This window comes from Sediminibacterium sp. FW305-C-49, from assembly GCF_058231085.1.
Genome location: NZ_JBIQXS010000001.1, coordinates 1,483,138 through 1,507,118, shown reverse-complemented (window position 1 = coordinate 1,507,118; position 23,981 = coordinate 1,483,138). Strand labels below are relative to the sequence as shown.

The 23,981-nt window shown below is 40.2% G+C and carries 18 protein-coding genes; 1 reads left to right on the top strand and 17 read right to left on the bottom strand.

The genetic code is table 11. The features are described from left to right. Positions 1–7 precede the first annotated feature (7 nt). The 15 genes from ACH3Z1_RS06360 to ACH3Z1_RS06290 form a co-directional block, all read right to left on the bottom strand. The gene (locus tag ACH3Z1_RS06360; protein WP_490821030.1) at positions 8–1,093 is read right to left on the bottom strand and encodes a M20 family metallo-hydrolase; all 1,086 of its coding nucleotides are present in this window, start codon (positions 1,091–1,093) and stop codon (positions 8–10) included. Beyond that, complete coding sequence (argB, locus tag ACH3Z1_RS06355; protein ID WP_490821029.1) at positions 1,094–1,876, bottom strand: acetylglutamate kinase; 783 nt, start codon at positions 1,874–1,876, stop codon at positions 1,094–1,096. Positions 1,877–1,879: 3 nt separating this feature from the next. Continuing rightward, positions 1,880–2,842: an N-acetylornithine carbamoyltransferase gene (locus ACH3Z1_RS06350; protein WP_490821028.1), complete on the bottom strand. Its 963-nt coding sequence runs from the start codon at positions 2,840–2,842 to the stop codon at positions 1,880–1,882. 55 nt (positions 2,843–2,897) lie between these two features. Then, entirely contained in the window at positions 2,898–4,037 is a 1,140-nt protein-coding gene (locus ACH3Z1_RS06345; RefSeq protein ID WP_490821027.1) for an aspartate aminotransferase family protein, read from the bottom strand. A gap of 30 nt (positions 4,038–4,067) precedes the next feature. Beyond that, entirely contained in the window at positions 4,068–5,069 is a 1,002-nt protein-coding gene (argC, locus tag ACH3Z1_RS06340; RefSeq protein ID WP_490821026.1) for an N-acetyl-gamma-glutamyl-phosphate reductase, read from the bottom strand. Next, complete coding sequence (gene argG / locus ACH3Z1_RS06335) at positions 5,066–6,289, bottom strand: argininosuccinate synthase (RefSeq protein WP_490821025.1); 1,224 nt, start codon at positions 6,287–6,289, stop codon at positions 5,066–5,068. The genes argC and argG overlap by 4 nt, the downstream gene beginning before the upstream one ends. A gap of 38 nt (positions 6,290–6,327) precedes the next feature. Then, on the bottom strand, positions 6,328–7,032 hold the full coding sequence (locus ACH3Z1_RS06330; protein ID WP_490821024.1) for a GNAT family N-acetyltransferase: 705 nt from the start codon (positions 7,030–7,032) through the stop codon (positions 6,328–6,330). An 826-nt stretch (positions 7,033–7,858) separates the two neighbouring features. Then, positions 7,859–10,555: a TonB-dependent receptor gene (locus tag ACH3Z1_RS06325; protein WP_490821023.1), complete on the bottom strand. Its 2,697-nt coding sequence runs from the start codon at positions 10,553–10,555 to the stop codon at positions 7,859–7,861. A gap of 34 nt (positions 10,556–10,589) precedes the next feature. Then, positions 10,590–11,462, bottom strand: a complete 873-nt coding sequence (locus ACH3Z1_RS06320) for a GLPGLI family protein (protein ID WP_490821022.1) — start codon at positions 11,460–11,462, stop codon at positions 10,590–10,592. A gap of 121 nt (positions 11,463–11,583) precedes the next feature. Next, on the bottom strand, positions 11,584–11,982 hold the full coding sequence (locus ACH3Z1_RS06315) for a hypothetical protein (protein ID WP_490821021.1): 399 nt from the start codon (positions 11,980–11,982) through the stop codon (positions 11,584–11,586). Between the two features lie 492 nt (positions 11,983–12,474). Beyond that, positions 12,475–13,110 carry a response regulator gene (locus ACH3Z1_RS06310; protein WP_490821019.1) on the bottom strand — a complete coding sequence of 212 codons (636 nt, stop codon included), beginning with the start codon at positions 13,108–13,110 and terminating at the stop codon, positions 12,475–12,477. Positions 13,111–13,344: 234 nt separating this feature from the next. After that, entirely contained in the window at positions 13,345–16,182 is a 2,838-nt protein-coding gene (locus ACH3Z1_RS06305) for an outer membrane beta-barrel protein (RefSeq protein WP_490821018.1), read from the bottom strand. Between the two features lie 188 nt (positions 16,183–16,370). Then, positions 16,371–20,132, bottom strand: coding sequence for a DEAD/DEAH box helicase (locus ACH3Z1_RS06300; protein WP_490821017.1), 3,762 nt, complete (start codon positions 20,130–20,132; stop codon positions 16,371–16,373). 305 nt (positions 20,133–20,437) lie between these two features. Further along, on the bottom strand, positions 20,438–21,160 hold the full coding sequence (locus ACH3Z1_RS06295) for a 2-phosphosulfolactate phosphatase (RefSeq protein WP_490821016.1): 723 nt from the start codon (positions 21,158–21,160) through the stop codon (positions 20,438–20,440). A gap of 91 nt (positions 21,161–21,251) precedes the next feature. Then, positions 21,252–21,581, bottom strand: coding sequence for a single-stranded DNA-binding protein (locus ACH3Z1_RS06290; protein ID WP_490821015.1), 330 nt, complete (start codon positions 21,579–21,581; stop codon positions 21,252–21,254). Positions 21,582–22,007: 426 nt separating this feature from the next. Here ACH3Z1_RS06290 and ACH3Z1_RS06285 point away from each other — a divergent pair, with 426 nt between their 5' ends. Next, entirely contained in the window at positions 22,008–22,265 is a 258-nt protein-coding gene (locus ACH3Z1_RS06285) for a hypothetical protein (protein WP_490821014.1), read from the top strand. On the opposite strand, the gene ACH3Z1_RS06280 is transcribed toward ACH3Z1_RS06285, so the two are convergent. Together ACH3Z1_RS06280 and gcvT are read right to left on the bottom strand one after the other, a co-directional pair. After that, on the bottom strand, positions 22,234–22,629 hold the full coding sequence (locus ACH3Z1_RS06280; protein WP_490821013.1) for an RlpA-like double-psi beta-barrel domain-containing protein: 396 nt from the start codon (positions 22,627–22,629) through the stop codon (positions 22,234–22,236). The two genes, ACH3Z1_RS06285 and ACH3Z1_RS06280, sit on opposite strands and share 32 nt — an antisense overlap. 204 nt (positions 22,630–22,833) lie before the next feature. Then, positions 22,834–23,919 (bottom strand): glycine cleavage system aminomethyltransferase GcvT, encoded by a 1,086-nt coding sequence (gene gcvT / locus ACH3Z1_RS06275; RefSeq protein ID WP_490821012.1) that lies wholly within the window; start codon positions 23,917–23,919, stop codon positions 22,834–22,836. Positions 23,920–23,981 lie beyond the last annotated feature (62 nt).

Sequence of the window (23,981 nt, the reverse complement as noted above, 5' to 3'; positions counted from 1 at the left end):
GGCCATTTCATGTCGATTGCTTTAGTATGAGCTGATCCAATATCGCGATATAGAGTTCTATTCCTTCTTTGATCTCGTTCAGGTAAATAAATTCATCTGCACTGTGGCTTCTGGCCGAATCTCCGGGTCCCATTTTCAACGTAAGAAAGGGCATCAACGCCTTATCGGAAGTGGTAGGTGATCCATACCAGCTTCTGCCAAGCTTCTTTCCTGCCAATACCAGTGGATGATCTAATGGTATAGCACTCGATTTCATCCGAAGGCTTCTTGGCCGAACAGCAGACTGAAGGTTTGACTGAATGGCATTAATGATTTCTTCAAATCCATAACATTCATTCACCCGAACATCGATCACAAAATTACAGGATGCCGGAACCACATTATGCGCTTTGTTCTCTGTTTCAATAACAGTAACTGTCATCTTTACCGGACCCAGCAGGTCGGATACTTTGTCGAACTGGTAATTTTCAATCCACTGGATATCATTCAGGGCTTTGTATAAAGCATTATCACCTTCATTACGTGCGGCATGACCAGGCTTACCGGTTGCAACGGCATCAAGTACCAGGAGTCCGCGTTCGGCTACTGCCATCTGCATTTGTGTAGGTTCACCTACAATACCATACTCAATAGCGGGTAATTGAGGTAATAGTGCTTCTATTCCATTCTTTCCGGATACTTCTTCTTCTGCTGTTGCTGCATAAACAATATTGTAAGCCAGATTTTCCTGCGGATAATAATGCAGGAACACAGCCAGCAATGACACCAGTGAACCGCCTGCATCATTACTCCCCAAACCAAAAAGCTTTTCTTCTTTTTCTATTGCTGCAAACGGATCGAGTGTATATGCTTTATTGGGTTTTACTGTATCGTGATGTGAGTTTAATAATACAGTAGGTTTTGTTTCATCAAAATACTGATTAGTGACCCATACATTGTTCAGGTAACGGTTAGATTGAATTTTCCTTGCCCGTAAAAACTGTTCAATACAATCAGCCGTTGCCGATTCTTCCCTGCTGAATGAAGGAATAGTAATCAGTTTTTTGAGTAAACTGATGCTGTCGTTGTATAATATATCTGTTGAATATGCCATTTATTGTATCGTAGTACCGCTTGATGCATTTACAAGTAAAGCAAGTTCTTCTGCCTGTCCAATAATGACTTTACCTACACCGGCATCAATAGCAGCAAATGCATTATCGAGTTTAGGAATCATGCCAGCAAATATTTTTCCTTCTGCTTTCAATATCAAGTACTTGTCTTTGTTCATTAAAGCAATTACCGATGCCTCGTCATTCACATCCAGCAGCACACCCTTCTTCTCAAAGGAATAAATTAATATAGTCTGGTATAAACTGCTCAAGGCTTTTGCTATTTCCTGTGCAATGGTATCGGCGTTGGTATTGAGTAATTGCCCCTTTCCGTCGTGGGTAATGGGTGCCACTACCAATGCAGTATTTTGTTGTAACAGTTGATGTAACAATATGGCGTTTACAGTATCTACATCTCCTACATAACCGTAATCAATGGACGCATGTTGTCTTTTGTGTGCCAGAATGCAGTTGCCATCAGCACCTGTTAAACCAATAGCACTTGTGCCATTTGAATGAAGTTTGGCAACAATATTTTTATTGATATAACCGGCATATACCATGGTTACAATGCGTAATGTATCTGCATCGGTAACCCTTCGCCCATCAATCATCTGTTGTGGAATATTCAACTGATCCGCCATTTTGGTAGCCAGTTTACCTCCGCCATGTACCAATATCTTCTTTCCCTGCAACTGCGAGAACTGTTGCAGAAAAGCATCCAGCCGCTGCTCATCATCGATGATATTGCCACTGATTTTTATGATATAGAGGGTTTCCAACATCAATTATTTTGTAGTAAGAATTTCATGCAATACTGCCTGTGCTGCCCATACACGGTTACCCGCCTGCCTGGTTACGAGACTGTGTGTGCTATCCAGAATTTCATCGCTCAATTCTACATTTCTTCTCACCGGTAAACAATGCATCACTTTTGCCTGATTGGTTGTTTTCATTTTCTCTTCTGTCAACATCCAGGCAGGGTCGTTCTCATATACTTTACCATAATCCGTAAACGTACTCCAGTTTTTTACATATACAAAATCCGCCCCTGCCAGTGCAGCATCCTGATCCTGTGTAATGGTAGCTGCTTTTGTAAACTGTTCAGACAATTCATAATCCTGCGGGTGTGTAATCACAAAATCAGCTTCACCCCAGGCATTTACCCATTCTGCAAAACTATTGGCCACACATTGTGGTAAAGGTTTGATATGCGGCGCCCATGTTAAAACAATCTTTGGTTTTCTGTTCAATGGTTTTGCAGTGAGTTCTTCCGAAATAGTAACCAGGTCTGTTAATGACTGTAAGGGATGCAATGTGGCACTTTCAAGACTTACAACCGGAACACCTGCATATTTAATAAACTGGTGGATAAACATCTCACTGTAATCATCATCTCTGTTTTTCAATGAAGGGAAAGTACGGATACAAAGAATATCGAAATATTGTCCCAATACCGGTGCCGCATCTTTGATATGCTCTACCGTATTACCACTCATGATGGCCCCTTCTTCAAATTCAAGTGCCCAACCCTCTTTGTCTACATTGAATACAATGGCTTCCATACCCAGGTTGCGTGCTGCTACCTGTGTGCTCAGTCTTGTTCTCAAACTTGGATTGAGAAACAATAGGCCAATACGTTTTCCCGCACCCACCTGCTGATACTTCAGTGGTTCTGCTTTGCACGCTATTGCTTTTTTGATGAGTGCATTGATATCGACTACATCGGTTACGGAAATAAATTGCTTCATGGTTGATTTGTGGGTTGTCATGCCTTGCCCCGGATTTAAACCCGGGGCAAAGGTTTTATTTCAAAAAAATTATCGCCTGTTTCAGTGATTGCAGGAATTCATCGATCTGTTTTCTTTCCAATGCCAATGATGGCAAGAGTCTGATTACATTGGGCTTAGCTTCTCCGGTAAAAATTTTATACTCCTGCAACAATACTTTTTTCAGGTCCTTTATATTGTCAGGCACATCAAAACCAATCATTAAACCTCTTCCTCTTACGTTCTGCAGTTCAGGGATTGCTTTTAGCTGCTCAACGAGGTAAGCGCCATTTTCAGCTGTCAGCTTCATCAGTTTTTCATGCTCTATTACTTCCAATACAGCCAGTGCAGCGGCACAAGCCAGGTGATTGCCACCAAATGTGGTGCCCAGCATCCCGTGTTTGGGTTGAATATGTGGCGCAATTAAAATACCACCTATCGGGAATCCATTACCCATTCCTTTTGCCATGGAATAAATATCTGCGTCTACTCCGGCATGATCATGCGCAAAGAATTTACCTGTTCTGCCATAACCACACTGTACACTATCTGCTATATATAGAGCCCCATACTGATTACAAAGTGAACGAATGGTTTGCAGAAAGAGTTCTGATGCCACATTAATGCCACCTACTCCCTGTATACCTTCTGTTATTACAGCAGCGATACTATTGCCTTGCTCCACAAAACATTCATGTAAGGCATTTACATCGTTGAAGGGGAGAAAGATGATATTGTCTGTTTCATTTACAGGTGCTACAATTGATGGGTTATCGGTTGCTGCTACTGCCAATGAAGTACGGCCATGAAATGCTTTTTTAAACGCTACAATCTTTTTTCTGCCGGTATGAAAGGAAGCCAGTTTCAATGCATTTTCATTTGCTTCGGCACCACTGTTGCAAAGAAATAGCTGATAATCTGTTTTGCCACTTACTGCCGCCAGTTTATCGGCCAGTTCTTGCTGGATCTGTATGATTACCGAATTGGAGTAAAAAGCAATCTTATTCAACTGCTCCTCTATTCTTTTTACCCAATGCGGATGTGTATGTCCAATGCTGATAACCGCATGTCCACCATACATATCAAGATAGCGAGTTCCTTTGTCGTCCCATACATATGAACCACTTGCTTTTTCGATGCTGATATTGTTCAGTGGATATACATCAAATAGTTTCATAGATCGAAAGTTTATTCTACTACGCTTGATTTAAAAATAATTGGCCTTTAGTTGGAGGCCTGTTTTTTCGTCCATACCAAATAACAGATTCATATTCTGTACAGCTTGTCCGCTGGCACCTTTCAATAAATTATCGATGGCACTGTGCACAACCAGCTTGTTTCCCTGCTTCTCTAGATGTACCAGGCATTTATTGGTATTTACCACCTGTTTCAGATCGATCATCTGTTCACTATAGTGGGTGAATGCTGCATTTGCATAATATGCACGATAGATATTTTTCACTTCTTCCAATGGAAAACTGCAATCAATAACTGAGCTGGTATAAATACCTCTGGTAAAATCGCCCCTCCAGGGAACAAAATGTACACCCGGACCTTCCCCACTTTCAGAAAGCGGTGAATCGGTTTGTAACTGGTTTAATGAAGCCGTGATTTCTTTGATATGCTGATGGCTTAATGATTTATATGCCTGTATATTATTGGCACGCCAGCTAAAATGAGAGGTATTACTGAGCGATTGACCGGCTCCTGTTGACCCTGTGATGCCTGTTGTATAAACATCACTTAATACGCCTGCTTTGGCGAGTGGTAACAGAGCGAGTTGTATGGCCGTTGCAAAGCAACCTGGGTTGGCGATATTGTGAGCTTTAACAATTACTTCTTTATTCAACTCAGGTAAACCATATACAAAAGTTCTTTCACCATGAACAGCCGTTGCGGTTAAACGAAAATCCTGTGAGAGATCAATAATTTTTGTTGTGGATGGAATGGTATGTTGATCTAAAAAAATTCTTGCATCGCCATGCCCCACACAGAGAAATAATACATCAGCCTCGGTGAATGGTTTATCACTAAATAACAGATCGGTCTCTCCCAGAAGGTCTGCATGAACAGCATATACGGGTTTTCCTGCGTTACTGGTACTGTGTATGTTTACCAGTTCTGCCTGCGGATGATTCAATAAAAGTCTAATCAACTCTCCACCAGTATAACCTGCTGCACCAGTAATGGCTACTTTTATTTTTTTCATGGCTGATCGGCTTTAATGCTATGGTAAATAGCCGTCTGGTTACCAAATATTTTAGAGAAACCTCTTACATCTTCACCTGTCCATCCGCTGTTCATCTCACCATATTTTCCAAACTTGCTGCTCATGAGATCATTCGGCGACTCTATACCGATTACAGTGAAACGATATGGCATGAGTTGTACAAACACATCACCCGTTACCTGTTCTTGTGAATGCTGCAGGAAGGCTTCAATATCTCTCATCACCGGATCGAGTATCTGTCCTTCGTGTAACCAGTTACCATAGAATTGTGCCAACTGGTCTTTCCAGCTTAACTGCCATTTGGTGAGTACATGTTTTTCCAGTGCGTGGTGTGCTTTGAGAATGACCATCGGTGCTGCCGCTTCAAAACCTACACGGCCTTTGATACCGATAATGGTATCGCCCACATGTATATCTCTTCCAATTCCAAATGGACCAGCAATAGACTGCACATACTGAATGGCTTCGGAAGGATGTGCAAAATGCTGGTCATTGACACGCTTCAGTTCTCCTTTTTCAAAACCCAGTTTTATTTCTTCTGCCTGTGATTTGGTTACCTGTGTGGGCCATGCTTCTTCTGGTAACATGCCTTTTGAGTGCAATGTTTCTTTACCACCTACACTGGTTCCCCATAATCCTTTATTGATAGAGTAAGCCGCTTTTTCAAAGTTCATATCCACACCCTTCGATTTCAGGTAACTGATTTCTTCTTCGCGGCTTAGTTTCATGTCGCGGATAGGGGTGATGATTTCCACACCTGGTATCATGATATGAAATACCATATCGAAACGCACCTGGTCGTTACCTGCTCCTGTACTGCCATGTACCACTGCTTTTGCGCCCAGTTTTTTGGTATGTTCGGCTATATGCAATGCCTGGCTTAATCTTTCCGCACTTACGCTTAATGGATAAGTATTATTCTTCAGTACATTCCCATAAATGAGGAAACGAATGATGTTGTCGTAATAGGTTTTCACCGCATCAACAGTCGTATGCGATTTCACACCCAGTTTATACGCATGTGCTTCTATCTGCTCCAGTTCTGTTGCGGTAAAACCTCCGGTGTTTACAATGACACTGTGTACTTCATAGCCTCTTTCATCAGTCAGGTATTTTACACAATAAGAAGTGTCCAATCCGCCGCTAAAGCCCAATACTACTTTGGTGCCGGCAGGAAGTGATGTAGGTAAGTTGCTCATACGATTCTTTGCTTTGCTTATTACGATAACCCGAAAAATCAGAGATTAAACAGGTGATGAAAAAATGATTTTGGTTTGATGCTTGCTCCGCCGTTTTCTTTTTTACGAAACATCCGCAACAGCTTATGTTGCTTGAGTTTCATGAACCGCTCATATATTTTTGATTTCGTTTTGAAATCAGAGGATGTCTCCTCGGGCTCATAATGATCGGCAGGATCATATAACATAGCAGTACAGAAGCAGTTCTTTCTGTCTTTACTCATTAATACTTCATAGTTCACACAGCTTTTACAACCTGCCCAGAATTCTTCATCATCGGTGAGTTCACTATACGTTACCGGCTCATAACCCAGATCGCTGTTAATTTTCATAACAGCCAGTCCGGTAGTCAATCCGAAAATTTTTGAAGTAGGATATTTTACTCTCGACAGGTTAAAGATGGTTTGTTTGATAAGTTTGGCTACACCACTTTTTCTGAAAGGGGGCGATACAATCAATCCGCTATTGGCCACAAAAGAGTCATGACCCCATGCTTCAATATAGCAGAAGCCCACCCATGTTCCATCGGGCAATAAAGCGATGACGGCTTTGCCTTCTTCCATTTTTTTGGCCACATAGTCCGGACTGCGTTTGGCAATACCTGTACCACGTGCTTTGGCTGATGATTCCATTTCATCAGTGATGGTTTGTGCATATCGGGTGTCGCCACTATTGGCTACACGAACAATGATATTTTGTTCCAACTTGAAAAAATTAAATAAATGTAATGGGAACGACAGCTATCTGTCAGAAAAACAATTCCGGGGATTTTTCCACTGATAGGGGCAAGTGCCAGTTGCTCGTCCTATCAGCAACCACGTCGGGGTCGCGGGAGAAAGTTAAAAGCAGCTTCCATTGAAAACACCTGACGGGGTGTATTCAATAAGAGAGATAAATAATTGGTCAGTATCTGCTTCACTTTGATAGGTAATTATTCTTTGAGGATGTAAAAGTATAACAGTTTAAGATATCGGGGTCAAAAATTTCACGAAAGGAATATTAAATAAATTTTAAAAACTTACGGTTGTTAGTAAAAACTAACTTATTCTTTCTGATTTTGAGGGTAGATTAAATTTATTTTACCAGCTACTTATATCTGATAAGATTTGCTATAAAAACATCCACAGAAAGAAAATTTGATGCTCGCCCGCTCAAACCACCTGTTTTTTTAACAAACAAAGGAAGTTTTTAAACTTTACAGACAGCTCTACACTTATGTAAAAGGGTTCATTTTGCGCATGAAAATGTAAATGAGGGTCAGTATTATACCATGAATACTACCTATAGCGATCATATAACTTCGTTTTAGCTTTTCAGCTTTTTACTACAATTTATTTTGCTTCAAATGCCAAAGAACGCAATATTCTGCTTATCATGACTTATTACTACATAATTACCCATTATATCTTTAGTCAATGGCTGATCATAAATCCCACATAATGATTTTTATGTACTTGCTAACCGTTTGAAGCTTGTGAGAATCGCGAGACACTACATTCTATTAGGTTATTTTTCATTTCCAGATTGCTTTTAAAAACGAATCTGGGTACTAAACAGCAAAATCCGCGGTCTCAACGGATAAGTTGTTTGTTGAAGGTTATATCCGTTTACGGATGCAGTTGAAAAGATTTGCTGATTTGTTAAATTTTGACACTCGAAAACCAATTCTGCCCTGTATCGTGGTATGCTCCATCTTAGTTGCATATCACCAAAGAAGGCTTTATTGACCAGTTGACCGTTTTGTTTTAATCGATATTGCTCACAAGCTATCCGAAAGTGAAAATTGTTTCCCGGGAAAAAATTTAGTTCAGCTTGTTGCATCCATTGATTTGTGCCCTGTTTAGGAAGATCCGGCTGGGTCATATTGCTACTGTTGTTGTTGAGATAGGAAAAGTTCCATGCGATTGTAAAGGTCTTTGATATCTTAGACTGTATCTTTCCAGAGTAGTTTTCCTGAATATCCAATAACTTGGCCGGAATAGACTGCTGTACCTGATTATACCTGTTTTGGTGCACCTGTATTTTGCCAGATACCGTTGTGCGCAGACTGAACAAGTATTTAGATACGCCAGCAGTAAAGTAACGGTTATTGGTATGGTATATACCTTCTTTCATAATCTGTACCTGTAGGGTGTTAAAAAATAGGTACTGCGGTACAAAAGGTGTTGTGCCTGCTGAATACCCAACATTAACAAAAGCGCTTATCATCTTTGGTGTTTTAGCGCCCGTCCAACCAGCGTTCATGCTATGCATCCGGTTTGTTACAAGTGGTAGACTCCAACGGAGCAGATTAAGGTAATTTGTGAGGACAAACCCATCATAACTCTCTTGTATAGTAACAGGTATTTCGTTGTACTGGTAATTTATTTGTACTGTACTCTCTTTGCCGATGTAATACCTCCATCGCAACATAGGTGAGAAGATAAAACGATTTAATTGTTCCCTCTTCAGCGAGAACGTTTTCCCAATATAATAAAGGCTCAAGGGTAAGCTTAGTGAAACTTGGCTTCTGTCGCTTATATAATCGTATTCAGCTCGTACATAGATTTTAAGATGGTTCCAACCGATGCGATTGATAAATGAGTCATTAAGGGAATACTGGTTCATGTTCGGTTCAGTAATATTTATCTGGCTTTCCAATCGCTGCCACTGACCGATTACCCCAGACTTATAACGCTGTAGCAGGGGAGTTCCAACTTTTCTTACACTGAAACTCTGATGCTGGAAAAGGCCGGGAATATTTGTCTGCTGTTCAAGCTGTGTGTAAGGTTGGCCCTTATTGAAAAAACTATCATTAAGACCTGGATTGATCTGTAGCCTTTCTTGAAGGGATCGGTACTGTATGTAAGAATTTAGTTCCGTTATTGTAGCCGAGTTCCTCTTCTTTACCATGATCAATTCATTAGATATGTTTACCGGTTTAGCTTTGTATTGTTGTTGGAGTCCGGCACCATTGATCAAGATAGATTCTTGTATAGGCGATGATGTAAGTTCTGCCAATAATGTGTTTTTATAGTAGTGGTTTTTTTTGTTCTCTGTGATCGACATCTCCCCATGTAAGTATCTAAAACCAATTGACTGCATTTTTTGCTCGTTGTATGAAACTGAGCTAGTAGGGAGAATATACAAAGATTGGAGAGTTGCCAACCGACTTTGCTGATCATTCAAGTAGTTTATATTCAGCTTAACCTGCTGATCGCGCCGGTTACGAAAACTATTGTTAACCGATACAAGGGTAGATCTGTTGAACAACAATCTATGTTGACCAATGCCGGGTGTTACACTGCCTCCAATCGACAACATAGATTTAGGTTGATGATTTTCCAACATTTTAAGTATATCAGAAAGATTTTGCTGGCGTATTTCCATTGATAGGTCCACCCCAGCATTGTTTGTTTTAATGTAGTTGATTGCCTTGTACTGCTTTTTAAAGGTTAATAAATTTAGTAGACCTTTATAAGTTTGCAGCGTACCTGCTGCTGCACCGATATCACCCATCAATTTTATCCGGGCACTATCCTTTAAGTTTAAGTTGATGGCAACAGCGTCACTTACCATAGCAGACTCTAATACTTTCAAAGGATTATGGTTATTAATTATCTGTATCGACTGCACCATTTCAGGTCTCACCGATCGCGTAGCAATTCCGTACCTGTCGGTGACTAGGTCATCACCATCAATGTAGAAATTGGATACCGATTTACCGTTAAACGATATTTTACCCGAGGCATCAATATCGATACCAGGAATCCTTTTGATGACGTTCTCTATGGTGCGATCCTGCTGCTGAACCAGATCATCCGTTATATAACTCGTGGTATCCGGTTTCATATTCAGGAAAGTTTTCCTGCTCTTAACAGTAATATTGGGAAGGGTCGGCGACTGCCATTCTAAAATTATAGTCAACCCGGAACTTTTATCATCGATATTGACTGTTTTTGGATGAAAACCGATAGCTACTATAGAAAGCTGTAGTAAGCCAGTTGGTTTTTTGTCTAATTCGATGCGAAAGTCCCCGTTTTCAGTTGTAATATCATAGCCTATTATAATATTATTATCCTTCTTTAAAAGACTCAGGGTAGCGCCTGCAACAGGTTTACGCGTACTATCTATCAGCTTTCCCGAGACAATCAATTGCGTATAACCGCAAAACGAACAAATCAATAAAGCTATCAAAACTATACCCAAACGTAAACAAACGAGACTATCGCACCAATTTCGCATCATATCTTATTTTGATCGAGACAGGCAAATACTACTGCTAATCTTTTGTGAGCTCCAGTGCATTATTCATAGGAGATTTGGTTGATTTTTTCTTTTGGCTCCCCGGTCGACTGTCAATACCGTTTACGCTTACTGTAATACCGTTAGCTGCATTTCGGTTCGCTGTAAAGGCTGCAGGGTCATCGAGATAGGCATTTCGTAATTTTTCAAAATCCTTTGCACTAGTTTTAACATATTGCTGTGGTAGACTGATCGTAGTGTTAGGAGATTTATCTAATCGCTGTAGGCCGACGAAAGTAAATACAACCTCCTGAGTTTGATCAGCTGCCTGAAGTATGAGCCCCGGCAAGCCTCCCAATTTCCATGGTCCACCGCGAACCGGAATTGATGGAGCAAACCACACAACATAATTGCGACCGCGAAAAGATCCCCTTGCCTTCTGACAACGGATATCACCCAGCATTTTTACTTCGGCTTCAATAGTCCATTTAATTGGGTCAAGGTTGTCCTGAATCAGGTAATCTCTTCCCGCAAGCACTTCTTTTTTATAAATAGTATTTGTAAGTATGTTCCGGAAAACTTCCGTGGATGGAATTGTACTAGAAAACCCTGTGACATTTCCCCCACTATTTCCACTAACCAGTTTTTCCATTACCTGTCTCTTCAATTTTTCCATTTGCGCTTCATAAACTTCATACTGTGCATTTCTAAAGACGCTGTATTTTGTACCTGTATATAAAGACATTTCTTCAGTGTAATGCTTGCTGATATCAGTAGTATCAAATGCAAAAGAAAATTTGTAGGAAACTTTATAAGTGGCTAGTTCTGTAAATTTTTCCTGGCAAAAACTGTTAATTGTCCCTACTATGATAACCAACAACAAGAGCGTTACTTTACTTAGTTTATACATCGATTTGTTATTTATTAAAAAAGGGATTTGGCTACAATAAATGTACCCAAATCCCCCTACAATACATTGGTTTATACTAATGAATTCTTACGGCAATTACCGAAGGAACAGTAGCCCCATTTTACCAATACATGTGACCCATGGGGTTGCCAAAAGGATCCATGTCTTCAGGGGGGCAAGCGGCAGCCTCTGTCTCCATGGCAGCCCCCACAAGGGCCCAAAAAGTTTCCCATAAATTGGTAGCACCACAAACCGTGATTGAACCTGGCGTAGTTCTGCAACTTGGTGTAAATGAAAATGTTTCACAACCAGACAAAGGTTGAACTGTATTAGAGGATTTTTGTTCAGGAAATGCTGGACCCGTTTTGGCAGCAAATGAAATGGTTGTAATTAACATACAAACAATCAATAGTTGGAAGGTTTTTTTGAGCATATAAGTGGTTTTGGTGATGAAACTTAGCGTAAGTGCTTTGACTTGGAGATATAGCACATTTAAAAAATTAAATATAATAGCTACCATAGATTCTTTATTACAATAAAAAACTACCCGCGTTAGTAACTATTGAAATTCTTAAATGTGTTTATCTCTACTGAGTTTTTTGAGAACTGATTTTAACTCAAAGTAATTTCAAAATTTACCCAACCAATCAAACTTGGGGGAAAAACCCCATTGTTAATTATTTTGCTGGTTTTCGAAATGAAGTAAATAATAAAGTAAAATGTGCAGCTATACCTGCAAATACTATATAATTGATCAAGAGATCATTCAATGACCACGGTTATTGAGTTTTCTAAGTGATAGAATCTATTACAACCAAGAAATAAAATGTGTCAATTTGGAGTGGGTAAGATGGAGCAGTTTTAACCGGATGATGTAGGTCAGGCTACATCGGAATCAATTGGTCACTGGAATTTCATTTCGTGATTTAAAAATAAACTGCTTTTATTTGATCTTACGAAATTTAAATATGTCACTTTGCATGGTAATCATGAGTGAGAGAAAACCCCAATTTCACTGATTAACCTTACACAATCCCGTTTCAACCGCATACAATAGCAAGCCTGCTCTGCTATTCACGTTTAATTTTTTAAATAACTCATCCCTATATCTATCTGCTGTTTTAGGGCTAATGTTCATATAATCCGCTATTTCTTTATACGTAAGATCTGGCAAGGAACACAGTTTCAAAAATTCAATCTGCCGATGTGTAAGCGGAGAAAAATTTGATTGAAACTCATTTTTTTCTGTAATAGTCAGCGGCTGTAGTTTATTACCATTGGAAACTACAATTTTACCTTGTAGTACGTCATGGATAGCCTGAAAAATAGAATTCGACTTCATACTTTTTGTTAAAAAGCCGTAAGCACCCGATCTTATTACATCCTGTATCAGGTGCTCATGCTCAAATACAGACAACACAATGGTTTTAACAGAAGGGTATTCTACTTTTAGTTTTTCAACAACAGCTTTGCCATTCATTTTTGGCATCTGATAGTCGGTAATGACAATATCTGGTACAATTCCCTCTACAACCATTTTATTAAAAAAAACCTGACCGCTATCTGCTTCTACAGAAACAGAAAATTCGTGCTGGGCAGAAAGTAATGCACTTAATGAAGAACGAAACAAATCATGGTCATCAATCAACCCTATGGTAATCATACAATTAATATTTATATTAATTGTTGTACCGGAATAAGGGGGGGATATTTCGATAGCAACCTGGTTAGAAATACAGTATTCCCGGTTAGCTAAAACCTGCGTTAATATACATTAAATTATTAATATTGTTTGTTAAATAATTTTTGTTTACATAAAAGCATAAAAAAAGCCGTCTGTCTAAAACAAACGACTTTTTTTGATTTTATAGATTTTTTATTGCTACATACCTCCGCCTCTCATCCTCATCATCTGCTGCATGTTACCACCCGGCATCATCATATTTCCGCCGCGCTGTTGCTGCTGCTGGTTAGCACCAAAACGACGCAGGTTATAGGTAAAGCTCACCATGAAATAACGGGTCAATACCCTTGTTTGAACGTCCTGAATGGTATTACCGGTAATATTTCTTGTAATGCTCACGTTCTGGTTCAATAAGTCGAACATGTAAAACTTCAGTTCACCGGCTTTATTTTTCAGCATCTGTTTTGACAAGCTTGCATTCAACAAAGGAATGCTGGTATTATAACCACTGCTTCTTCCACCATTATAGATATAATCGAAATCAATAGAGAATACCCAGCCACTTTTTGAATAGGCTGTAGCTTCCGTAGACACCGTTTGTGTAAAGAAGTCGCCATTCTGTTGTGGCTGTAAAGTATAACGTGCCATACTGAATGACGAGTTGGATGAGAAGTTCATATCAAACCCTTCTTTCAGGTTGGTGGTCCATGAAACAGTTCCACCTAATGTAGTGTTTCTTGTATAGTTGCTGGCATTGTTGATCAATGTCTGCGACTGGTTACGTGATACATTCGCAATGAGGTTCAGGTTGCTCTTTGGTCTTTTCAACGGGAACCCATAGTTAAACACACCATTAATGCTGTAGGTACCACCCAGATTCACCGGCATGGTTAACTGCGCACCATTGGGTTGGAACGTAGTTGCATTCTGGATATCGTTCTGTATAAAGTTGGCATTGATGGTGGCAAAAATCAGTTTCTGTGTAAACACATCAAATGAATTATACAGGAAACGTACGCTGTGTGTAAACTGCTGTTTCAGGTTAGGGTTACCAGTTCTGATGTTCAGCGGATTACTGTTATCGGCTACAGGCTGTAACTGCTCTGCACTTGGCTGTGAAGTACGTCCATTGTAAAATATACGCAGGCTCTTTGTTTTCGTAAACTCATAGCGGAAATTAGCCGCAGGAAACAGGTTTACAAAATGTTGTTTGATCACTGTGTTTTTGGTCACATTGTTACTGGTAAGATCTCCTACCTGTACGCCTGATCCGATGCTGAAATTGTATTTCGCATTTTGCAGACGATAGTTCACCGTCATCCTGTTTGAACTGAATGTGTTTTCGAATGTGTTGGTCAGATTTACAACCGGTATATCATATTTTCCTGAACCTGAATTCATTTCCATTGTTTCGCGTCCTGAATTATTCAGGTTATAAGAATAGTTATAGTTGAATTCGAGCTGCTGGTTTTTGGCAATAGGCTCTGTATACGAAAGCGTAGTACTGATATTTCTTGTATCGCGATTGGTGGTGTACACCTGATCAATCGTATCAATATATGCAGGGCGACTATACTGGTTACGTGAATAGTTGGTGCCTGTTCCATCATTGGCACTTCCACCGGTATTGATATTGATGGAATAAGTACGCCCTCTTTTAGGGAAACGGTGACGGAATGTAGCGTCGATACTTCCATTAAAGCCATTGTTTTTACGGATTGATTCTGCATTCGAACTATTCAGTGCCGTAACTTTTCCTTTCGTAGAAGATGTTTGTTGTAATGACTGCGACCAGGTATCCTGGAAGCTGATATTAGGACGGATAATCAGTGAATTCGCCGAATCGAAATTGTGTTCAATATTAAAATTGATCCGATGATTTTTATTGTATGTTTTTGATGATTGTGTCTGGTCATTGAAAATAGATGAATCGGGTGCACCCGGAATCAGGTTCTGTACAAAACTTTTCTGATCACGGTACGTTTTCTGGTCGTTATAAAAATAACTTCCGGAGAACTGTGTTTTGGGGCTCCATGTGTCACGGTAGTTGATACCACCGGCCCATGTATTTACCAATCCACCGCCACTACCACTCCCAGTTAAACCCTGAATAGCAGCACCTCCTCTGTTTCCGCCACCACCGCCAAAGTTGCCACCACCCAGTGAACCCAACATGTCCTGCACAGAGAAATTCTGTTTGTTTACATTGTTGGCCTGACCGGTAAATGTAATCTGACGATCGCCATTAAAACGGCTGAGACTAAAACTGTTATCGTATAAACCTTCATCGGCATTGGCTCCAAAACCTAAAGTACCACGGCCAAAATATCCTTTACGTCTGTCTTTTCTGGTGGTGATGTTGATGGTACGCACACGGTTACCATCGTCGAAACCAGTGAATGCACTCTGATCGCTGGCCTGGTCGAATACCTGGATTTTGTCGATCACATCTGGAGGCAGGTTTCTGGTGGCCATACGTGGGTCATCACCGAAAAATCTTTTTCCATCCACCAATATTCTTTGTACCTGTTCGCCCTGTGCTGTGATATTACCATTCTTATCTACCTGAATACCTGGTACTTTTTTGAGCAGATCTTCTGCAACTGCATTGGGTTTTGTTTTAAATGCAGAAGCCGATACTTCCATTGTATCGTTTTTCATCCTAATCACCGACTGGGTTACGGTTACATTACCCAGATCATTGGCTGCTATTTTCAGGTAGATATTACCCAGGTCTACCGTACTATTTGTTTTTGAGAATACTATTTTTTGAGAAAAAGGTTCATAACCCTGAAACTTGATATCAACAATCATTTCCCCGAATGTGATGTTACTGATAAGGAAACTGCCATCTGCTTTGGTAAGACCGAAAACATCCAAAGTAGAGTCTTTGGCATCCAATATGGTTACAGAAGCGTCTTTTAATGATTGTTTACCGACTGAATCCACCAGTTTACCCTTTAGTGTAGCACTGGTTTGTGCCGTTGCCGTAAAGGCAATAAAAAGGAATACAATAGCGGTTAGAATTTTGGTCATGCTCAAGTTTATTATGAATTACGAATCTATTGCGTGTGTTTGACTGCCCACATCACAAAAAGATTAACGGAAAGCTATAATGATGATTGGAAAGCCTACTGTTAAAATCGGTGAAGCACAAGCCTGTATAGGTCGCTCGGCCAATACAACGATTTACCCGAACATATATGAGATTAAACAGATTAAAATTAGCTGAAAAGATATTCTACATCTTCCCTCGTGAGGTTCTTCACAAAGCCTTCATCGTCAGTAATCAGTTCACGGGCCAGACTTCTCTTTCTGTCCTGCAATTTCAAAATTTTATCTTCCACTGTATCTGTACAAATCATGCGGTAAGCAAAAATATTTTTTGTCTGACCAATACGATGTGTTCTGTCGATGGCCTGTTGTTCCACTGCCGGGTTCCACCAGGGATCTACGATGTATACATAATCTGCTGCAGTAAGATTCAAACCCACACCACCCGCTTTTAATGAAATCAGGAATACCCGACAGCTATCATCATTCTGGAAACGCTGAATGGCTCTTTCTCTTTCCATCACTGTACTACTGCCATCAAAGTATTCATATTCCACTCCCAGTTCTTTCATTTTCTCTTTAATCAACGCCAGCATGCCCAGAAACTGAGAGAAGATGAGGGCTTTATGGTTACTGATATTTTCTGTGATCTCTCTTCCGATCTCTTCCAGCTTGACAGATGCATTCGGAAATTTTTCTTCGTCTTTGATGATGGCAGGACTATCGCATATCTGTCTCAGCTTCATCAAACCCTGTAAGATGGTAAGTTGTGATTTTTGTATGCCCTGGTTATCTACAACTCCCAAAATTTTATCGCGGTAATCGTTTCTGAATGCATCATAAATACGACGCTGCTCATCTCCCATTTCGCAGAATAATACCATTTCCTGTTTTTCCGGAAGATCTTTGGCTACCTGTTCTTTTGTACGGCGAAGAATAAAGGGGAATAATAATTTTCGCAGGTGATCTTTTTGTTCTTTCTCTCCGAATTTATCAATCGGAATAGAGAATTCCTGTTTAAAAAATTCTATGCTACCCAGCATACCCGGGTTCAGGAAATTCATTTGTGCATAGATATCAAATGTATTGTTCTGCAATGGCGTACCACTTAAGCACAGTCTGTTCTTTGCTTTAATAAGACCTGCCGCTTTGGTTACTTTACTCGAAGGATTTTTAATGGCCTGACTTTCATCGAGTACCACATAATCAAAAGCCACTTCCACAAACTGTTTGATATCGCTTCTCAAAGTACCATAGGTGGTAATGATGATATCTGCACCAGTTGCTGCCAGACTTTCACGGGTTCTTTGTCCGCCATGATGCACATAAAAGCTTACTTCCGGCGTGAACTTTTTGATTTCATTCTGCCAGTTGAACATCAGTGTGGTCGGACAAACCACCAATGCTTTTAATGACCCGTTTTCCTGTTTGAGGTGATAGAGAAAACTCAGTGCCTGTATGGTTTTACCAAGACCCATGTCATCGGCCAGGATACCACCCCACTGCACTTCGCGCAAATAGTTGAGCCACTGGAATCCGCTTTCCTGGTATGGACGCAGAATAGATTTTAAATGCTCCGGTGCCGATATTTCTTTAATAGAATGATTTTCTTTGAGCCGGTCATATTTTTCTTCGAGTTGAAAGAAAAGCTCTTCCTCATCGCGTTGCATGTACAACTCTTCTACCACACTGAAATGGTATTTACTGAGTTTCATGGAACCCGACTTACCTTCACCTACCCTGAATAGCAATGAATATTTTTTGATCCACTCTTCGGGCAGAATACCCAATGTACCATCACCCAACTGAACAAACTGCTGTTTGTTACTCAAAGCTTTTTTTACTTCATCAACCGTTACTTTCTGTTCACCGAAATGAATTTCCACTTTGGCATCAAACCAGTCTGTATTACTGCTGATATATATTTTGGTGGATGGTTTTGCTGTATTGAAACGGAAATTTTTCAGCGCTTCAAAACCATATACCGGGATATTCATTTCTTTTACCGCATCCACAAATAAAAAGAACCAGTTGTTTCGTAGTACTTCTGTTCCTTTTAGTGCCAATACATCACCTTCTGCTGGTCTTATAAATTGTGAATGAAGTGATTCAATTTTCTGCACAAATTCTCTCTCGGCTTCCAGGTTTCGCTGGATCACCAATAATTTATCTTCAACGGGAATGATGATTTTTTCTTTATCAATAGAACGGACATCATATCCTTTATAGTTGAATACAGGCTGAAACAACAGGTATTCGCCTTTTTCTTTCAGTAATACTTTTACTTCCGGCTTTATGTCTTTTACTTCTTCTTTCTGTACGTTACCGAAATGTACATTGAACTCTTTAGACAATGGCAGAATGAACTGCTGCAACTGTGCAGACCAGTCTTCAGCAGCAATGATTATTTTGCCACTGGGCAGAAACTTCTCTAACACCAGTATATCTTCTGTTCGCTGCCAGGTAAAAAACTGGTTATGGTATTTAAAGAAAAGTGATGAATTACTTTCGTTTTCTGCAATATTAAGATCGGCCAATGGCAGTTTTACGCGACAGTTAATTTCATACTGTCCTTTCTGGTAACTCACTTCAAACTCCGGGCTGATAAATGTTGTAACGAGTTCTACAGGCTGAAGATTGGCGGTTGTAAAGGGCTTACGCTCAGGCAAACTGAATACAAACCTGCTTTCTGAGAGATCCGTAAATAATTTTTTGATCTTGGGGTGCAGGTATTCATTCATCAGGTGCCTGGTTTCTTCAGGCAGTTCATCGTTGTGCTGCTGAATAATATTTTCCCAGATACCGCTGAAAGGAGAATTACGATCGAGGTAACGGCTCACTTCTGATGGCATGAGCTTTCTTAACTGCTGAAGTGTGCCTTTATCGTCTTCATCAAAGACCTCTGTATTGATAAATCTTGATAAATCGAGTTTGGTTACTTTTCCTATATAGGTTGTACGCTGCTCGTCTGCTTCACCCTGTACCGCTTCTAACTGAACATAAGGATATTGTTGTTCATTAAAAGTTACCACAACACCCAGTTTCAGTATTTCTTTTTCACGTTCTTCCGGCTCTTCTACCAGTGTTGTTGTTTTTACCTCTTCCTCTTTAGGTTTAAGGTCTGCGGCAGGATTCAGGGAAACTCTTTTAATACTTGTATCAAGTACGCGCAAAAAGGGCTTACCATCCGTATAGGTAAATTCAAATTTTCCTTTCAGGTCATCACTTAAAGAATATCCATATAAAGCAAGTAGTTTGTTTTTTTCTTTATCCCAATTACGAATACTATCGAAATACAGAGGACCATAATTATGCAGTAACTGTAACAATACAATATCCTTATGTATGCATAATGGATGATCGGTATCTGAAGAACAGGTACAACTGGTATCAAAATTTCTTTCTTCGTTTTTTTGCAGAAGTACTTTGTATATGTCTCCCTGGTATTCCAGTTCTGCCAATACCCGTTCATCTTTTGCTTCAAGGATATTGGATCGGCTGCTTCTTAAGAAATCTTCTGCTTTTTCAACATTTTCTTGCGAGGATAACATTTTGATCAGCTTCAGATCGAGTTGTTTCATTTTTACAACTGTATGTTTCTGATCGTAGCTGGTTTCTTTTTCACCTAACTGGTTGCGATCGAGCAAATCCTGTAAATGAAAGAGCGCACCAGCTTTGTGGCGGCAGATTTCTGAAAGATTATAGGGACAGGAACAACGGAGCGATAATGTTTTCGGGTCTTTAAACTGGTTGATATGAACTTTGTAAAAAGTGGAATAACCGTCATCTTTTACGCGGAAGACAACATTGGCCATTAATTCATCATACTCTACCAGCTCGACATTGCCCAGTGCATGAATTTTTTTTCCCCGGCGAATCACTTCTTCAGTGCCGCTGTTATAAATATGTTTAACCAGATAAGGAAGCGCCATACATCAATCAGTTGTTAGTAGTAAACAAACGAGCAGGCGATTGGCCAAACTACACTCTGTTTACCCTTGAAAACAATTTTTGCCACTTCGAAAAGGGCAATTTGCAAAAGTAAAGGAAAGCAACTGAGTTTAAGAAGAGAAATGGGAAGAATGTGGATGAAATGTTTGTTAAGATAGGGCTGATGGAGTCAATGGACGATGGACAATAGACCCTCGTCGATAGTTCATCGTAAAACAGCTTTATGTTGACAGGAATAGATTTTTGGTCATTTACTACGGTCTATCGACGATGGATCATGGACTACTTACCCACAAACCAGATCCCCATTCCTGTATATCGGCAGCACATTGGCTACATCGGGAGTTACACAATATTCAAGATCAGATTCAAGGCCGTAAGATGCAAGCCTGTGCCAATGGGTGGTTCTGCGGATAAACTGGTGCATATCATTTTGATGCAGTCCGTACATATCGGCCGCCATCAGACTACTGTCGCAATGAATGGTAAAATGTTCCTGTACCCGATGAATGACTGCACCTGCAAACATGGCATCTTCGAGATTGAAGCGGTCTTTCCAGGCTGAGCAGCCCAGAATTACGTTTTTATTTTGTTTTATCAGGTAGTTGCAAACGGCAGATATATTGGGAAATGACCCTGTTACTACTTCTGCCGCACCTTTATTAATGGCCATATGCAGAAGTTTGGTACCATTGGTAGTGGTGAGTACCAGTGTTTTACCTTCAATAAAGGAACGCGGGTATTCCGCAGGGGAATTACCGTGTGCCAGCCCTGGAATAATTTTACCGTCTCTTTCACCGGCAGTAATACCCCCTGTCTGCAACCCAATTTCGATACACTTATCAACTGCATCAACAGGAATTACTCTTTGGGCACCATTATACAATGCTGTTGCAATGGTGGATGTTGCCCTGAAAACATCGATGATGACAACTACGCTGTCTGACACATCATATATATCGAGCAGCCTCGGAGAAAGAATGGTATACAAAGTAGGTTTTGCACTCATGGATTGCAAATATACGGTCAATCTTAAACCTTGTAACAGTAAAACAGGGCCAGCCTAGACAAGCCGGCCGTTATGAAAGAAAGGCTACTATTTATTTCTTTGGGGTAATAATCAGTATTTCGTTTACATGTATTTCGGTGACATTTCTTTTGACACCTGTTTTATCGGTGTACGTTCGGTTTACCAGTTTTCCATCCACAGCCACCTGTATGCCTTTGGCCAGGTATTTCTCTGCAAAATCTGCCATTTTACCCCAGGCAATTAATGTGTGCCACTGGGTTTCACTTACTTTGAGGCCATTTGCATCTTTATAGTCTTCATTGGTCGCAAGACTAATATTGGCCTTTTTTTTACCCGCGTCAAATACTTTTATTTCGGGTGATTGTCCAAGGTGACCTATCAACTGGACTTTGTTTTTCATCATAGTCATATTGCATGATTTAGGTATGATTAATCTGCTACGAATATCTGATCAGCTCTTCCCTTTAGCCGGAACTTATCCGTTTACTTCCGATTAAAATCGTTTATCTCATAGTGCGTCTCAAGCGATACATGTGGTGCAGATTTTGTAAAGGATCAGGTAGAAATACGAGTAAATGACTGTTACAATTACTTCATTTTTCAAAAAGCATATAGCATATACATACGATGACCCATGATTCCGGTTATTTTCATGAGGAAGAAATTTTTGACCATGCCGAATGAACAAAGAAAATGTCTCACCTGCGAACGCATTGTAAAGGGACGCGTCGATAAAAAATTTTGTGATGATTACTGCAGGAGCGCCTTTAATAATAAAAAATACTTGTCGGACAGAGGGCTGATTCGCCGGGTTAATTACTTATTGATGAAGAACAGGCGGATACTTGAATATTTTTTAAAAGGCACTCATCCTTCTGCCACCATTATGCGTAAAGCCTTATCCGCAAAGGGTTTTCAGTTCGATTTTTTTACACACACTTATCATACCGTTGATGGTAAAACATATTTCTGCTGTTACGATCATGCTTACAGCGAATTGTTTAATGAAGAATTACTGATTACACGCGTGGCAGGCAAAACAGAAATCCAGCTTATTCCTTATACCGAATACGAACGGGGATGAGGGTATTACGGCTTGTATCCAATTTTTTCATCGCGGCTTTACTCAACCCTATAACATGCCCAACCCCAATCGGACCACGGTCTATAATTTTTACGGTAACAGTGGCTCCTGTTACCGTATTGGTTACCACCACTTTTGTTCCGAATTTCAGTTTCTTATGCGCACCAGTAAATCTGGAACTATCGTATCGATCGCCATTGGCTGTGGGAAAACCCTGTAGTTGATCTGGCAACATAATAGCCTGTCCTACTTCAGTACCAATAGATCCAATATCGTGTATACCTGGTGCAGTATGTTGCTGCGGTTTGCATGCAAATACAAACAGCATGAGTAACACAAGACCATATCGGGTTGCAGTTAACATTGGGTTCTAAAAATACGGTTTAGTCTGCAATGTAGCTCTGGGCGTCTCTCCTTCTCCCCTTCTCTCTGTTAATAGCTTCTCATAAATTCTAACATTAACTTTTACAAGATTTTTTTGCAGGGAGAAGGGAAGAAAGGGAGATTATTTACTATCAAAAAGCCGTCGCGCCTAAGGCACGACGGCTTTTTGATCGATAGCAGATGATTATGCAAAAGGAAACTTCGACACTTTTGCTTTTACCAGTGTATTTCTGATATCAATATAAATATCTGTATCTACTGCTGTGAATGCTGTGTTTACATAACCGAGCCCTACTGCTTTATTGAGCGACGGCACCTGTGTGCCCGATGTTACTTTACCGATGGTATTTCCTGCCGCATCTTTTATCAGGTAATCATGCCTGGGAATACCGCGATCAATCATTTCAAAACCTACCAGTTTACGTGTTACGCCTTCTGTTTTTTGTTTCTCGATGATGGCCCTCGCCGTAAAGTCTTTGGTGAATTTGGTGATCCAGCCTAATCCGCCTTCTAGTGGTGATGTGGTATCATCAATATCATTTCCATATAAGCAATAACCCATTTCCAAACGCAGGGTATCTCTCGCACCTAAACCAATTGGCTTTAATCCTTGAGGTCCGCCAATTTCAAAGATGGCATTCCATATTTTATCTGCAGCTCCATTGCTGTCTTCAAAATAAATTTCTACTCCGCCTGCTCCTGTATAACCAGTGGCACTTACCAGCACATTCTCCACACCTGCAAATGTTCCTTTGGTAAAAGTGTAATATTTGAGGTTCATGATATCCATATCGGTAAGTGGCTGCAGCATCTTGGTGGCATTTGGACCCTGTATGGCCAGCAGACAGGTTTTATCGCTGATATTGTGCATCTCCACATTTTCAGTATTGAAACGGCTGATCCAGTTCCAGTCCTTTTCAATATTCGATGCATTTACCACAAGCATGTACACTTTATTCTCCTCAATACAATACACAATCAGGTCGTCTACAATACCACCCAGCTCATTGGGTAAACAACTGTACTGGGCCTTCCCATTCGTAAGTTTAGATGCATCGTTGGAAGTAACACGCTGAATCAGGTCAAGCGCCTTTTCGCCTTTCAGGATAAATTCTCCCATATGACTTACATCGAATACACCGGCATTTTTTCGAACGGCAGCATGCTCATCGTTGATACCTGAATAACTGATGGGCATATTGTAACCGGCAAACTCGGCCATTTTTGCACCTAATGCAATATGTTTCTCTGTGAAGGGCGTATTTTTCATATGCGTATTTTATCGTGGCGCAAAAATAAGCGAAAGGATGATGGGAGGATAAAATGTTTTAA